Here is a 14164-nt window from a genome sequence, read left to right on the forward strand (position 1 = left end):
CGTAACGTGTCTGCCGGCCGAGGCCGGGTGGGGTTCGGCGTCGTGCCGGGTGATCAGTCGAAGAAGTGGGTGAACTGGTCGACCACGAACCGGGGCGCTTCCTCGAGGAAGTAGTGGCCCGCCTCCGGCACCACGACGACCTTGACGTCGGTGGCCTGGCCGGGCAGCGTGGCCTGCATCTGCGCGGCGAACAGGCCGTCGCCGAGGTTGGAGACCAGGCCGAGCACCGGCGCGGTCACCTTGCCGTAGGTCTTGAGGTCCTCGATGTCCTGGCCGAACGTCGCGTAGTAGGCCTTGGCGCCGAAGATCGCCTCGGGTGAGTCGAGGCGCTGGGCGAACACGGCCCGGTCGAAGTCGTCGACGGCGTCGCGGTCGACCAGGAAGCTGTCGAACATCCAGTCGACCAGGTGGCGGGTGCGGCCGGCGAGCAGCTTCTCGGGCAGGTCCGGCACCTGGTTGAAGGCGAACCACCAGGGGTGGAAGGGGAAGCCGGGCGTCGGCAGCATGCGGATCTGGTACATCGACTCGTCCGGGTGGACCACGTCCAGCAGCGCGACCTTGCGGACGAGCTCCGGGTGGTTGACCGCGAGGCTGAACGCGACGATCGAGCCGATGTCGTGGCCGGCGACGTCGACCTGGTCGTGGCCGAGCGCCCGGGCGAAGTCGTGGATCACCTTGGCGATCGTCTTCTTGTCGTAGCCGGTGGCGGGCTTGTCCGAGCCGCCCATGCCGGGCAGGTCCACCGCGATCACCCGGCGGCCCGCGGCGGCGAGGGCGGGCATGACCTTGCGGAACTCCCACCAGGTCTGCGGGAAGCCGGGCAGGAGGATCAGCGGCCGGCCGCTGCCGCCCGCCACGTGGTGCAGGCGCAGGCCGTTCACGGTGATGTGCTCGCTGCGGAAGTCGCCGTCCAGCGAACGGGCGAGTTCGGCATCGCCCGGGACGTCCGACGTCGTGCCTTCCGACGTCGGGCCGGACGTGGCCGCGCGGTCTTTGTCCGTGGTCATGTTCCGTGCCTTCCTGAAGAGTGGATCACGGGATGGCGGTGCGTTGATATCGCTCCGGACATATTTCGAAATGGCGCCCGCCAACGGTCTAGGCCGTGCTGCGGTGGCGCGCCCCCCGGCAATGCGCTACTCAATTCATGCTAGACCGCGAGTTGCCGGGCGATCTCTTCGATCCTGCTCTCTTACCCCTCGGTGAATCCCGCAGAGAATCGGTCGGAAAAGCACCCGGAATTGCCGGAAATGGACAGCGGGCAACCACCGCGCGCCGCCGGGGCGCGGTCGGTCGCACGAGCTGGCGTGCAACTCTGCGGTTGCGGGTCTCGGCGGCTTCGTGCAACTATAGGGTTGCACTTGTACGTGGCTGGCGCAACCACCTGGTTGCGCCTCACCCCGGTAGGGAGACCCTGGTGAGTGAAGATCGGATCGAGCGCGACACCTTGATCGAGGCGCCCCTGGAGCGGGTGTGGTCCCTCGTGGCCACGCCGGGCTTCTGGGTCGCCGACGAGGCGAGCGTGGCCGGCACGGTGGCCACGGAGGGCGCGTCGTTGATCGCGAAGAACCCCAACCTGGGCGAGGTCGCGGTCCGGGTGGAGAAGGTCGAGCCGCCGACCTACGTGGCGTACCGCTGGGCCAGCGCGTTCCCCGGCGAGGGGCTGCGCGAGGACAACAGCACGCTGGTGGAGTTCACGCTGACCGCGGAGGACGGCAAGACCCGCCTGCGCGTGGTGGAGAGCGGGTTCTCCGCCCTGAGCACCACCGAGGAGCTGCGCGAGAGCGCCGTGCGGTTCAACACCGAAGGCTGGCCCCAGGTGTTCGACATGCTCAAGGGGCGCGTTGAACAAACGTCGGTGTGACCGACGAGCGCCGCGGGACGGTCGAGCCGGTCGGCGACGTCCTCGCCGCGCTGGCCGACCCGACGCGGCGTCAACTGCTCGACCTCCTCGCCGCCCAGGGCGAGGTGACCGCGACGACGCTCGCCGAGCGGCTGCCGGTCTCGCGGCAGGCGGTCGTCAAGCACCTCGCGGTGCTGGACGCCGCCGGCCTCGTCTCCGGCAACCGGGTCGGGCGCGAGGTGCGCTACGCCGTCCGGCCGGCGGCGTTGGACGAGACGGCCCGCTGGATGACCACGCTCGCGTCCGACTGGGATCGGCGATTGGCCACGGTCAAGCGCATCGCCGAGGGCGCGGCACCCGATTCGCACTAGCTCGGAATTCATCCGCTCGGTGCGGGGTGGGCGATGACCTCTCCTCGGCGGGGCCAGTGCTCCGGAAAGACGTCGTCGAAAGGACACCGGTCAGTCCGGCGACGTGTCGATAGTTCACCTCAACGGGTTCACCGAGAGAAAAGGATTGTCCCTTGACTGCCGACACAACTTCGCCGCCCCGTTTCAGCGGTAAGCAGCGGTTGATCCTGCTGATCCTGCTCGGCGCCGGGTTCATGGTGTCCGTCGACTTCTCGATCTTGAACGTCGCGTTGCCGGAGACCGGCGCGGGCGTCGGGATGGAGGTGGCCGAGTTCCCGTGGATCACCGCCGCCTACGCCCTGCCGTCGGCGGGCTTCGCCCTGCTGTTCGGCCGGTTCGCCGACCTGTTCGGCCGCCGCAGGCTGTTCATGCTCAGCATGGTCGTGCTGACGATCGCGTCCCTGGTCGGCGGCCTGGCCAACAGCCCCGAGATGCTGCTGTCCGGCCGCGCGTTGCAGGGCCTGGCCACCGCCATGGCGTTGCCCGCGGCGCTGTCCCTGCTCACCACCACGTTCGCGGAGGGCAAGGTCCGCGACCGCGCGCTCGGCCTCAACGGCGCGCTGCTCTCCGGCGGCTTCACCATCGGCGCGCTGGTCGGCGGCACCCTGGTCAGCCTGCTCAGCTGGCGCGCCGCGTTCCTCATCAACATCCCGGTGACCGCGCTGATCCTGGCCTGCACGCCGTTCGTGATCACCGAGAGCCGCGTGCCCGAGCGGGTCAAGCTGGACGTGCCCGGCGCGATCACCGTGACCGGTGGCCTGCTGGCCGTCGTCTACGCGATCATCGAGCAGAGCATCCTCGCGGCCGTCGTCGGCGTCGTGCTGCTGGCCGCGTTCTGGGTGATCGAGATGAAGGTCTCCGCCCCGCTCACCCCGGTCCGCACGCTGCGCCGCCCGAACGTCAAGTGGGGCAACTACGGCGGCCTCATCGTCTTCTCCATGGAGACGGCGATGATCTTCATGATGACGCTGTACCTGCAGAACGTGCTGGACCTCAACCCGTTCGTGACCGGCCTGATCTTCGGCGTGCCCGGCCTGGCCGCGGTGTTCGCCGGTCCGCTGGCGGGCCGCCTCATCGGCCGCCACGGCTACCGCAAGGTGCTGGCGGGCGGCATGGCCGTGCAGGGCCTGTCCACCGTGCCGCTGATCTTCACCGGCGCGGAGACGTGGGGCCTGGCCATCCTGGTCCCGGCGCTGTTCATCAGCTTCTTCGGGCACGTCTCGTCGATCGTGGCCTACACCGTCACGGGCACGTCCGGCCTGCCGGACGACGAGCAGGGCCTCGCGACCGGCCTCACGTCGATGACCCAGCAGGTCGGCATCACCATCGGCATCCCGATCCTGAGCGCCATCGCCGCGAGCCAGGCGTCCGAGCTGACGGGCATCCACCTGGCGCTGGTCGTCAACGTCATCGTCACGTTCGTCAGCATCCTGTTCGTCTGGTTCGGCCTGCGCCCCCGCACCACCACCAGCCCGGCCGCCCCGGCCGTCCCGGTGGCGAACGAGGCCTGACCACCCAGCCGCGCGGACCGCGGAACCGGGAGCCTCCCCTGAATCCCGGTTCCGCCACAGGAGGGGCGCACCCGCTCCACCCGGGGCGACGCAGTGCCGACGGGCCGCGCCGCCGGGAGCGGGTGCGCCTCTCCGCCCTTCCCCGGCTGCGCCAGGATGTCGACCATGGCCGCGGTGGAGGTGAACGTCGACGTGGTCCGCGGACTGGCCGACCCGAAGTCGTTCGAGCGGGGCAAGAAGTACTTCGGCGCGGGGCACGTGCGGCGGATGAGCGTGGACGGCACGGCGGTGAGCGCGACGGTCGAGGGCACGCACGCCTACCGCGTGCGGCTGGACGTCACCCGCAGCGGCCTGCGCGGGCGGTGTTCCTGCCCGCACGACGTCCGGTTCTGCAAGCACTGCGTCGCGGTGGCACTGGCCTGGCTGGAGCAGGCGGACAGGGGCGAGCGGACCGCGCGGCCTCGCAGCGGGCCGTTGGCGGAGAAGCGGTTGCGGTCGTTCTTGCTCGACCGCGACCCGGAGTGGTTGGTGGACCAGCTGGTGGCCGCGGCGAAGGCCGACGAGGTGTTGCGCGCCCGGCTCGACGTGGCCGCCGGCGCGGACCCCGACCGCGCGTTCGACGGTCGTGGGCCGCGGGAGCGGCTGGAGTTCGCCATCGACGTGCCCGACCACGTCAGCCTCGGCGCCGCGGACCAGTACTTCCACCACGTCGGGAGGGCGCTGGACGAGGTGGCCCGGCTGGTGGACGCCGGGTTCACCGCCGCGGCGGCCGACCTGGCGGAGTACGCGGCGCAGCTGCTGGAGGACGCCGCCGACCGCGTGGAGGGCGTCGGCGGTGTGGACGACGCGATCGCCCGTGCCGAGGGGATCCGGCTCGCCGCCCGACGCCGGTGAACCCGCCGACCGCACCGCGCCGCCACCGTGCCGACCGGATCGGTCCCGGTCGGATCAGGGACGGCTCCGCCCGGTCAGCACGTAGCGGTCCTCGTCGAGCTGGTCGAGGTCGACGGCGACCAGGCGGTCCTCCTCGGCCGTCACCAGGCGCCACCACTCGTCCGACGCCTCGTCACCGGGCAGCAGGGCGCGCAGGCCGAACCGGTGGCACAGCGCCGCCGCGGCTTGCGCCTCACCCGGCCCGGTCACCGTGTCGTCGGCGCCGATGTCCACGCGCCAGGGGAACTCCCCGCCGTCGAGGTCGAGGTACGTGCAGCTGACGGTGGCCGGCGGACCCCCGGCGTCCTCGTACAGCCGGCCGACGTGCACACCCCCCGGGTCCACCGCGAACACCTCGGAGACGGCGCGGCGCAGGTCACCCGGATCGGGCAGCCGGTCCAGCAGGAAGCTGTAGCTGAGCATGTCCCTGGTCTACTTCCTGTAGTGCGAGTACACGTCACGGGCCTTGCCGAAGGACCCGGGAGGGATCGACGGGTCACGGGCGACGCTCGCCATCGCGGCCTCGACGTCGCCATTGTGCCTGATCAGCGCTTGCAGGGCCTTGTACTCCGACCGGTTCAACGCGACGAAGCCCGGTCCGTCGACCGGGAAGACGGTCCCGTTGGACTCCACCTTGTAGCGCCGCCCGCTGTCGGTGACGTAGCTGTTCGTGTCCGGGTCCCAGCGCGCGTTGCCCGCCTGGATGTCCGCGATGTCCTGCCGCACGGCGTCCCTCGTCTCCGGCAGGATGATCGTGTTCTCGGCCTTCGCCGGGCTCTTCGGGCTGACCCGGTTGAGCTGGTGGCGGTCGCTCGGCGGCCGGAGCGCGATCTTGCCCGCCGGACCGGGCACGGTCGGGTCGACCGGGGTGGGGGTCGACGTCGAGCCCGGGTCGGTGGGCTCGCCCGCCCGCCTGGCCGCGGAGATGGCCTCGTGCGCGCTGGACACGCCCTTGCTCGCGTCGGTGCTGCCGTACACCTGCGACGGCTTGCCGTCGCCACCGTCACCGGGTCTGCCCGAGCCGGGTGACTTGGGTTTGGGGGTCATGGCCGCCCTAGTCGTCGAGGAGCTTGGTGAGGTTGGTGAGGCTGGTGACCAAGGCGCCCGTGTAGGTGAGGATGCGACCGGCCCACTTGACGATCGCCGCCACGATCTGCGGCACGATCATCGGGATGGTGAACACCAGGAGGGCCTCGGCCACCCACACGATCACCCGCGCGACCAGGTCGGCGATGAGGTCGCGCACCACCTCGCGGGTGAGCTCGACCAGCCCGCCCGCGCCTTCGGTGGCCGCCGCCAAGGCCGCGGCGGTGGCGCCGAGCCCGCCGATGGCGTCCACGTTGTGGACCATCAGGCCCTGGTAGGAGTCCGCCGCGTCCCCGGTCCAGGACGGCAGGTCGTTGTCCAGGTGTGTCTTCAGGTCGGCGGCCATGGCCGACAGCTCGGTGGCCATGTTGCCCCACGTCGCCGCGTGGGCCCTGATGACGTCCGGCTTGCCGGTCAGCTCGTCCAGCATCTCGCGCAGCGGCTCGAAGTACTCCACGGCCCAGCCGAGCCCGTTGGCCAGCAACGCGCTGAGCGGGTCCAGGACCGTGGCGGCAACTTCGACACCCAGCGTCGCGCCCGCCAGCGCGTCGTCGACCCAGCCCTCGCTCTTGATCGCGTCGACCAGGCCCTCGATGCTCTCCGCGAGGCTGGACCCGGTCCACGCCTCCCGGGACGACCGCTCCGGGGCGACCAAGGACTTCCCGGTCATCGCGCCTCCCCTCCCGCCGACCGGACGCGGTGGGCGTTGTCCTCGTCGACGACCTGGTAGGTCTCCGCGGTGGCGCGCAACTGCGCCACGACCAGCCGGAGGTTGTTCTCCACGCCGGCGACCAACTCGTCCTGCCGGGTGTGGCGGCCTTCGAGGATCCCGGAGATCCAGCCGCACAGCTTCCCGTACGCCTGGTCGTCCCGTGCGATGTGCGCACTGGCGGCCTTCACCGCCTCGAACCGCGCCAGGACCGCCTCGACGTGGGCGGCGTGGGCGCGGATCTGCTCGACGTCGACGTCGTACCCGGCGGCCACGGGTCACCGGTCCTGGAGGTAGGAGTGGCCGCCGTAATCGTCGTCGTCCTCGCCGGCCGGTGCACGGCGTTGCGGGGCGGGGCCACCGCGCAGGTGCCGCCCGACGTTGTCCGCCATCGCCTTGCCCGCAGCCGAGTCGGGACCCATCGTCTCGGCGATGATCTCCTGGGTCCGGTCGGCCACCTGGCTCTTGGCGTCACCGAGGGTGGCCAGGATCGCCCGTGCGACGACCGCCGGCGCGACCCGCCCGATCCGGTCCGTCAACCGCAGGTCCACCATCGCCCCGGTGGAGTCCACCGTGACCTCGGCCAGCCCGCCGGGATCACCGGCCGTGACCCGGATGCCCTGCAACCGCTCGCTCATCACCCGGGTGTCGGCGGCCAGCTTGTCGAACCGGCCCTTCCACGCGGCCAACCGCTCCCGGGCGCCATCCGGATCGAGGATGCCCTGATCCATTCCAGACCACCTGTCATCACGGTGCGTGACAATGCTGAGGCGGAGTGTAGGACCGCGGTGCGTGCCGAGGTGGTGATTCGGAGCGACTGGCTCCAGTCGGCCGAGCGGCGGTGGACCACGAGCGCGACGTGCGTGCGCCGCAGGACTTTTCCTCCTCGGGCAACCTCGCGGCCCACGGAGCGCGTTCTGGGTGGGGTAGGGGTACGACACAGGAAGGCACCCAGGTGATTCGGTCCGAGGACGGCGCGGGTTGGGCAGGAGCACGACGCAGGAGGTCACCGAGGTGAAACGGTCCGAGGAGAACGCGTACCGCGAGTACGTGACGGCTCGGATGGAGTCCATGCGGCGCACCGCGTACCTCCTGTGCCGGGACTGGCACACGGCGGACGACCTCGTGTCGATCACCATCGGCAAGCTGTACCGGCACTGGTCGAGGGTCGGGGCGACGGCCGGTATCGACGCGTACGTCCGCAAGGCGCTGCTGCGCACCTGGCTGGACGAGAAGCGCAGGCCGTGGCGGCGCGAGCAGTCCGTGGAGGAGCTGCCGGAGCTGCCCACGGCGGCCGAGTTCGCCGTGGTCAGCCGTTCCCAGCTGCTCGACCTGCTCGACGACCTCCCGCCGAGGCGGCGGGCCGCCGTCGTGCTGCGGCTGTACCTCGACCTCTCGGTGGAGGAGACCGCCGAGATCCTCGGCTGCTCGGTGGGCACCGTGAAGAGCCAGACCGCGCGGGGGCTCGACACGTTGCGCACCAGCGCCGCGCAGACGTCCAGGGAGGGGTACTGATGGACAAGCACCTGTTCGACGACGCGATCGGGGAAGTGCCGCCGTCCACGGTCGACGTGGACGCGGTCATCGTCCGCGGGCGCCGCGCGGTCCGGCTCCGCCGCGTGGCGAACCCGGCGGTGGCCGCCGGTGTGGCCGTCGTAGCGCTGACCGGTGCCGTCGCGTACACGCTGACCGGCGGCAGCGGCGGGGCCGCGCCGGTCGGGGGCTCGTCGGGCACCACGTCCGCGGTGTCGCCGTCCCCGACCACTCCGGCCGGCTCGAAGGTGTCCACGCCATCGGTCATCACCGTCGACGACAAGGTGCCACCACCCCAGTGCGGGGGCCGACTGGAGTCCGCGGCCGAAGCCGCCGCAAGGCTGACCCTGGCGGCGACGAACGCGGTCAAGGCCCAACGGCCGGACCTGGACCTGTCGGCCAACCCCGCCGGCGACTACCCCGCGGGCACCCCGCACGGGCCGCTCGACTTCCACCAGGTGAACCCGACCGACCCGACCGCCGAACTGTCCATCTGCGACACCGCGGCCACCTTCGAAGCCTGGGCCACCACGACCGCGGCGGACGGGACCGGGAACATCTTCTTCCTCATGTCGCCCACCTGGTACGACGGCCTGGGCCCCATGTGCGACTACCCGGGCCTGGGAACCCGGCTCTCCTGCGTGGCCGAAACCGGCCCCAAGGGTGAGGAGGTCATCAAGCAGACGGCGGACATGGGCAACGGCATCACCATGAACCAAGTCCTGGTCCACCGCACCGACGGCACCCGCCTCCTCGTCCAGTCGGAGAACGTCGACACCACCGGCAAATCGGGCAACGCCTCCACCACCCCACAGCCGCCACTGACCCTCGACCAGTTGGTCGCGATCAGCGTCGACCCGGCCTTGACGATGTTCCCGGGCTGAACGCATTCGGGACTGCCGACACAACAAGGCCCGCTGAGCAGCACTCGTGCTGTTCAGCGGGCCTTGTTGTGCTTGTGCCCTCGGCAGGCCACCACGCACACCTGCTTACGGTTGACCAGCGGCTTCCACCCTGACGTCTGGTCAGCGAGAGCTGCTTCGTGGCTCCCGGCCCTGGCCCACATCACCTCGCCAGGGCGGGAGCGCCCACGATCGCGTCGTTCGAGCTCATCACTTCGACCATCGGTCTGGTTGTGGCGCTCACCTTCACATCCGGGTCTGGCAACTCCCGAGCCGTGCGCTTCGGCTCGGTGCCTCCTTGGCACCGCTTCCCCCTCCTGCCGCTGACAGCTCAGCGTTGAGCCTGATCCTCGCCATGACGCTTGCCGGTGCAGAGACCTGATCGCCCTCGGCGGGCTCGACGGCTGTTCGATCCGCATCCGTTGTGACACCGACGCTCAACATGGCCGCCCGGTCGTCATAGGTCAGTTCGCAAGGTCGCGGGTGGTGTATCAGGAGTGGTATATTTCGAGGTGTTCTGCTGAGGTATTCCCAGGGGGTTCTCGTGACAGGCCAGTCCACCAGCGCAGCGCCGCGAATGCTGATCTTGGCGCGCGAGTCGCGTGGGCTGAAGCAGGATGACGTCGCGAAGGCGATGAAGGCGCTGGACGGGCCCACCTCGAAAGTGAGCCAGGCATACGTGAGCCGTGCGGAGTCGGGGCGGCTAGCGGTCACCGGCGAGCGACTGGAGTTGTATGCGCGTGCTCTCGCCTACCCCGTCGACCTGCTGGTCATGAGCGAGACCGAAGTCGGAGCAGGCCCCGGCTTGGTACACCACCGCAAGAAACAGGCGGCAGCGGCGCCTGACCTGCGGCGGATCCACGCGGTCCTCAACCTATCCCGTATCCAGCTGCGGGGATTGCTCGACGGTGCACCGAGAAGGGTCGACCTGAGCCTCCCGCGCCTCGAAGTCGACGACTACTTCACCGGTGCGGACGCCGCACGCAAGGTTCGCGCGGACTGGGGTCTTCCCAGTGGCCCGCTTGGCTCCGTGATCGGTGTGGTCGAGTCGACCGGCGGGCTGGTGCTGCGCCGCGCGCTCGTGGCTCCGGTTCCCCTCGACTCCGGCAACGAGAGCGTGCCGGTGGACGCGGTCAGCGTGTGCACGCCGGGTGAAGACCCGCTTGTGCTGCTCAACGACGGCACCCCCGGCGACCGGGACCGCTTCACGACCGCCCACGAGTTGGGTCACATGGTGATGCACACCCTTCCGCACCCACAGCAGGAGAAGCAGGCCAACCAGTTCGCCGCCGAGTTCCTGATGCCGGCCGAGGACATCCGCAGGGACTTCGCGGGCACTGTGGACCTGCGTTGCCTGCTCGAGCTGAAGGCGCAGTGGGGTGTCTCGATGTGGGCGTTGCTGCGCCGAGCGCACACCCTTGGCGAGCTCAGTGACTGGCAGTACCGCACGCTCGCAGTCGAAATGACGAGCCTCGGCTACCGGACGAGCGAGCCCGGCCGACTGAACCCTGAGCAGCCCTCCGCGGTCCGGTCGGTGATCGACCAGTACCTCGGTGAGGGACATGAGGTCGACGACCTCGCCAGGCGGGCACGTCTTGAGCCCGCGGAGTTCACGACGTTGTACCTCGGCGACCGGTCGTCCGCAGCGACCGGTGAGTCCGAGCATCCGGTTCCCGCTTCAGCAGTCGAGGTTTCGATATGACGGACACGTCCCCGCCATCCAACCTGCCCGCTCCGCGCCCTCCCACCGACGTGGAAGCAGCTCGTGCCCAAGCGCTGCACGCGCTCGGCCTACAGCCCAAGCCCTCAGCTCCTCCTGGACCAGTCGGCGCGCTCACCGACCGGGTCCTCGTGCACGCGAGCTGGGACGCTGGAAGGCAACTGGTCGACCTGCTCCCCACTGCATCCAGTGGACTGATGCTGAGCGGTGCCGAGGCGGCCACCGGGGTCAAGGTTCTGAGCCGGCGCGGCCACGCGGGTTCTCGTCTGATCGACCCGGAAGGGTACCGGCTGGCCGCCGCGACCACCGACGCTCCGTTCGTCCTGCAAGACGGTGACGGACTGTTCGACATGACGCTCGACATGGCTCTGGACGGCCAGCGCGACGCCGGTGCGACGGCCGCCATCACACCCACCGGGTTTCTCCCTGCCGGGAACGCCGATCCGTTGAAGAAGGCGGCCGACCTCGTGGCAGATCTGGACCGTGACGATGTCATCCTGGCCATGCCGTTGGACATCGCGTGGTTCAACAAGGAGCACTTCCCCCAGCTGCTCGCCATCTCTCGTCAACTAGTGGTTCCCAAGCTCGTCTTCCTCGGCGGCCAGTTCGACCCGATGGGGCGCTACAAGTCCGGTGTGGCGAACCTCCGCCGGTTGGTCTCCGAGGCGCCGTACATCGGCGTCGCTCGCACCGACCTCAACGCGTTCGATGCCATGACCCACGGGGCGTTCGTGGCTTCGATCGGCACTGGTGGCAGCCGTCGGCATGTCGTGCCGTTCGGTCAGATGCCCATTTCCAGCAAGAAGGACTACTCTCCCAGCGTTCTCGTTCCCGGGCTGATGTCCTTCTACAAGGGAAGCGTCCTCGCTGAGCGGTTCGCCAACGCCGAGCCGCCGAAGTGCTTCTGCCCCTCGTGCAACGGCCGGGCGTTGGACACCTTCCTCTCCCGCGACCACTCCGCCGCAGCGCACGCCCACGGTGTCCACACCTGGAACTCGTGGATCTCCGAGATGCACCAGCAGCGGACGCTGGCGGAGCGAGCGGATTGGTGGCAGCAACGCTCCGTGGAAGCGGTCGCCTACTGCGACGTCCTGAACGTGCGCATTGAACAGGAAGGGGCGTTCGAGGCACCTGGGCCGCTCAAGGCGTGGGCAGGTCTGCCCTCGTGGCCAGTCACGTCATGGACGAGGCAGGCTCCGACTCACTGAGCTGGGCGAAGACCTCCTCGGCGAACCACCACTGCGCAGGCGTGTGCCGACGCCGAACGTACCGGCGCGGCTCGACCACCATGTCGAGCTGCTTGCCGCTGAACACGCAGACCCCGCAACCACTGAACGACGCGCGCACAAATAGATCATCAGCATCCTGCGGCAACGCCGGCAGCAAAACCGCGCGTTCGCAGAACGGCGCGAACCTGTCCGCCCGCTTGAGCCCGATCTTCCAGTCGCGCGCGGTGACGACCGCGAACCGTGCCGTCAGCGGCGCTACGGCCCGTCGAACAACATGCTCGCCATCACGATCCACCGCACCCTGAGGTGCGCGGCCGAGTAGCCTGCGCTCTCGGTCGGTCAACGAGTCGGCCGGCACCGGCAAGCCGACCGGCAGTCCCATGAGCACATCGAGCACGTCCTGGCCGGGTGCGGGAACTGCCCGCCGGCCATCGCGCCGCCTGACCTCCGCGTTGATCAATTGGTAGTTCACTGCCGCGGTCGAGCCGAACATCCGGACAGGCGTGGTTCCAGCGGTCGGCCCGCCGGCCTCGCTGTGCGCCACCGTGTCCTGGGCGGCCCGAGCCAGCGCGGCCAACGCGGTCGGGCTCATGACGCCTTCACCTCGATCGTCGAGAGTTCCACGGCCAGTGCTCGTACGCACGGCCACACCGAGCTGTCGCTCCGCCGGTACCACCTACGGCGCTCAGGCAACTGCCGGGGAAGTTTCTCCACAAGGCCCGCACGGAGCAAATCGTTCACTGGGGCGTAGTACACGCTTGCCGGCACTCCCTGCTCATGCGCCAGGTCTGACAGGTTCACCCTCCCGTCCTCGGCCTGTGCGAAAGCCGCCATGAGCTCCAACTTGTGCCGGTTCCCGAACAGTAGGAGCGACGCCCTGCGCTCTGGCGGGCACTCGGCCAACGACATGTCGCATAAAGTAGTGATTCGCGATTCACGAATCAATGGCAGTGCCTGTCCTGTTGGCGTCCGTGCAGGCGAGAGCAAGCGCCTGACACACGGCCGTGGTCGGCTCAAGGCCCAACTCGACATCGTCGCGGCCGAGGCCACCGAGCCCTCAGCCCTGGAAGGGAGTCGGTGACGATCTGGAGGGGTGTAGAGGCTGCCCTGGGCCACCGGCCGAATTGCTGAAACTGCGGCACAACCGGCCGCCGACGGCCGGTCCCAGTTGGACAGACAACAAAGGCCCTTGACCGGCGTACTCGCTGGTCAAGGGCCTTTTCGTGGTGGTGCCCCCGGCAGGATTCGAACCTGCGCACCCGCCTCCGGAGGGCGGTGCTCTATCCCCTGAGCTACGGGGGCCGCAGCTACGGGTGGAAGCTTAGCGCACGGCCGCACGGGGTTTTCACCCCCTACCCTCTTGGGTTGTGCAGACGTGGACCGAGCGGGTGGTGCAGGGCGATGACCTGCGAATTCGGGTGGTGGAGGGCGGGGTGGTCGGGGCGGTGCCCGTGGTGTTGGCGCACGGGTTCCCGGACACCTCGCGGGTGTGGGACGGGGTAGCCCGGAGGTTGGCGGAGCGGTTCTGGGTGGTTCGGTACGACGTAAGGGGGGCTGGTGGGTCGGAGGCTCCCGTCGCGGGCGGGAGTCGCGGTTACCGGATGGAGCGGTTGGTGGGGGACCTGGCGGCGGTGGCGGAGGGGGTTGGTGGGCCGGTGCACCTCGTCGGGCACGACTGGGGGTCGGTGCAGGGGTGGGCGGCGGTGGTGGCCAGGCCCGGGTTGTTCCGGTCGTTCACCAGTGTCTCCGGGCCGGATCTGGGGCACCTCGCCGACTGGGTCGGGCGCAACCGCCGGCGGCCGGTGACGGTGATGAAGGTGTTGGGGAGGTCCTGGTACATCGCGGGGTTCAGGGTGCCCGGTGTGGCGGAGACGGTGTGGCGGGTGCCCGCGGTCCGCAGGTGGTTGAAGGCGGGGCGGCGGGAGTTGGTCAACGGGCTCGGCTTGTACCGGGCCAACATGGGACGTGGGTGGAAGCCGCGGCAGGTCGTCGTCAGGGTTCACCAGATCGAGTTGACGAAGGACCCGTACGTGGTGCGGGAGCACCTGGAGGCGGCCGAGCCGTGGGTAGAGGCGCTCACCCGGAGCGCGATCGACGCGGGGCACTGGGCGCCGCGGACGCACCCGGACCTGGTCGCGCGCCACATCGAGGACGCCGTCGACGGCAAGTGGCGGTGAACGGGGGCGGATCGGTGGTACCCGTCAGGCACCGCGCCCCCGGTTCCGCGCCTCGGGACGGGTGTGGCGACCCCGACACTCGAGTTGTACTCATGCGCATGTGACTATATGTTT

At 69.8% G+C, this 14164-nt stretch carries 16 protein-coding genes and 1 tRNA gene; 9 read left to right on the plus strand and 8 right to left on the minus strand.

From position 1 onward, the window contains the following. Positions 1–53: 53 nt before the first annotated feature. Complete coding sequence (locus FHX81_RS26910; RefSeq protein WP_141980833.1) at positions 54–1007, minus strand: alpha/beta fold hydrolase; 954 nt, start codon at positions 1005–1007, stop codon at positions 54–56. A gap of 407 nt (positions 1008–1414) precedes the next feature. On the opposite strand from FHX81_RS26910, the gene FHX81_RS26915 reads away from it, so the two are divergent. From FHX81_RS26915 to FHX81_RS26930, 4 genes are all read left to right on the plus strand, one after another. Then, entirely contained in the window at positions 1415–1861 is a 447-nt protein-coding gene (locus FHX81_RS26915; protein WP_141980834.1) for an SRPBCC domain-containing protein, read from the plus strand. After that, complete coding sequence (locus tag FHX81_RS26920; protein ID WP_141980835.1) at positions 1858–2211, plus strand: ArsR/SmtB family transcription factor; 354 nt, start codon at positions 1858–1860, stop codon at positions 2209–2211. Before FHX81_RS26915 ends, FHX81_RS26920 begins: the two co-directional genes overlap by 4 nt. A gap of 200 nt (positions 2212–2411) precedes the next feature. Beyond that, positions 2412–3761 (plus strand): MFS transporter, encoded by a 1350-nt coding sequence (locus FHX81_RS26925; RefSeq protein WP_211363574.1) that lies wholly within the window; start codon positions 2412–2414, stop codon positions 3759–3761. 165 nt (positions 3762–3926) lie between these two features. Further along, positions 3927–4655: an SWIM zinc finger family protein gene (locus FHX81_RS26930; RefSeq protein WP_170232186.1), complete on the plus strand. Its 729-nt coding sequence runs from the start codon at positions 3927–3929 to the stop codon at positions 4653–4655. Between the two features lie 54 nt (positions 4656–4709). Here FHX81_RS26930 and FHX81_RS26935 read toward each other — a convergent pair whose 3' ends face one another. From FHX81_RS26935 to FHX81_RS26955, 5 genes are read right to left on the minus strand one after another with little or no spacing between them, the layout of a single operon-like run. Then, positions 4710–5117: a hypothetical protein gene (locus FHX81_RS26935; protein WP_141980837.1), complete on the minus strand. Its 408-nt coding sequence runs from the start codon at positions 5115–5117 to the stop codon at positions 4710–4712. A gap of 9 nt (positions 5118–5126) precedes the next feature. After that, a complete protein-coding gene (locus tag FHX81_RS26940; RefSeq protein ID WP_141980838.1) occupies positions 5127–5741 on the minus strand; it encodes a ubiquitin-associated domain-containing protein in 615 nt (204 codons plus the stop codon). Positions 5742–5748: 7 nt separating this feature from the next. Next, entirely contained in the window at positions 5749–6450 is a 702-nt protein-coding gene (locus FHX81_RS26945) for a WXG100 family type VII secretion target (RefSeq protein WP_141980839.1), read from the minus strand. After that, positions 6447–6764 carry a type VII secretion target gene (locus FHX81_RS26950; RefSeq protein WP_141980840.1) on the minus strand — a complete coding sequence of 106 codons (318 nt, stop codon included), beginning with the start codon at positions 6762–6764 and terminating at the stop codon, positions 6447–6449. The genes FHX81_RS26945 and FHX81_RS26950 overlap by 4 nt, the downstream gene beginning before the upstream one ends. Positions 6765–6767: 3 nt before the next feature. Then, complete coding sequence (locus tag FHX81_RS26955; RefSeq protein WP_141980841.1) at positions 6768–7220, minus strand: YbaB/EbfC family nucleoid-associated protein; 453 nt, start codon at positions 7218–7220, stop codon at positions 6768–6770. A gap of 283 nt (positions 7221–7503) precedes the next feature. Between FHX81_RS26955 and FHX81_RS26960 the strand changes: the two genes are divergently transcribed. The 4 genes from FHX81_RS26960 to FHX81_RS26975 all read left to right on the plus strand — a co-directional run bounded on the left by FHX81_RS26960 (position 7504) and on the right by FHX81_RS26975 (position 11852). Then, positions 7504–8004 carry a SigE family RNA polymerase sigma factor gene (locus FHX81_RS26960; RefSeq protein ID WP_141980842.1) on the plus strand — a complete coding sequence of 167 codons (501 nt, stop codon included), beginning with the start codon at positions 7504–7506 and terminating at the stop codon, positions 8002–8004. Further along, positions 8004–8906 (plus strand): hypothetical protein, encoded by a 903-nt coding sequence (locus tag FHX81_RS26965; protein WP_141980843.1) that lies wholly within the window; start codon positions 8004–8006, stop codon positions 8904–8906. Before FHX81_RS26960 ends, FHX81_RS26965 begins: the two co-directional genes overlap by 1 nt. Before the next feature lie 562 nt (positions 8907–9468). Continuing rightward, a complete protein-coding gene (locus FHX81_RS26970) occupies positions 9469–10626 on the plus strand; it encodes an ImmA/IrrE family metallo-endopeptidase (protein ID WP_211363575.1) in 1158 nt (385 codons plus the stop codon). A 215-nt stretch (positions 10627–10841) separates the two neighbouring features. Beyond that, positions 10842–11852, plus strand: a complete 1011-nt coding sequence (locus tag FHX81_RS26975; protein WP_141980844.1) for a hypothetical protein — start codon at positions 10842–10844, stop codon at positions 11850–11852. Here the strand turns inward: FHX81_RS26975 and FHX81_RS26980 are convergent. Both FHX81_RS26980 and FHX81_RS26985 read right to left on the minus strand, forming a co-directional pair. After that, complete coding sequence (locus FHX81_RS26980; protein ID WP_141980845.1) at positions 11818–12465, minus strand: hypothetical protein; 648 nt, start codon at positions 12463–12465, stop codon at positions 11818–11820. The two genes, FHX81_RS26975 and FHX81_RS26980, sit on opposite strands and share 35 nt — an antisense overlap. A 635-nt stretch (positions 12466–13100) precedes the next feature. Beyond that, positions 13101–13175, minus strand: a tRNA-Arg gene (locus tag FHX81_RS26985). Between the two features lie 65 nt (positions 13176–13240). On the opposite strand from FHX81_RS26985, the gene FHX81_RS26990 reads away from it, so the two are divergent. Further along, the gene (locus tag FHX81_RS26990) at positions 13241–14050 is read left to right on the plus strand and encodes an alpha/beta fold hydrolase (protein ID WP_141980846.1); all 810 of its coding nucleotides are present in this window, start codon (positions 13241–13243) and stop codon (positions 14048–14050) included. The last annotated feature ends 114 nt before the right edge of the window (positions 14051–14164 follow it).

Origin of the sequence: Saccharothrix saharensis (genome assembly GCF_006716745.1) — a bacterium.
Classification (GTDB): Bacteria; Actinomycetota; Actinomycetes; order Mycobacteriales; family Pseudonocardiaceae; genus Actinosynnema; species Actinosynnema saharense.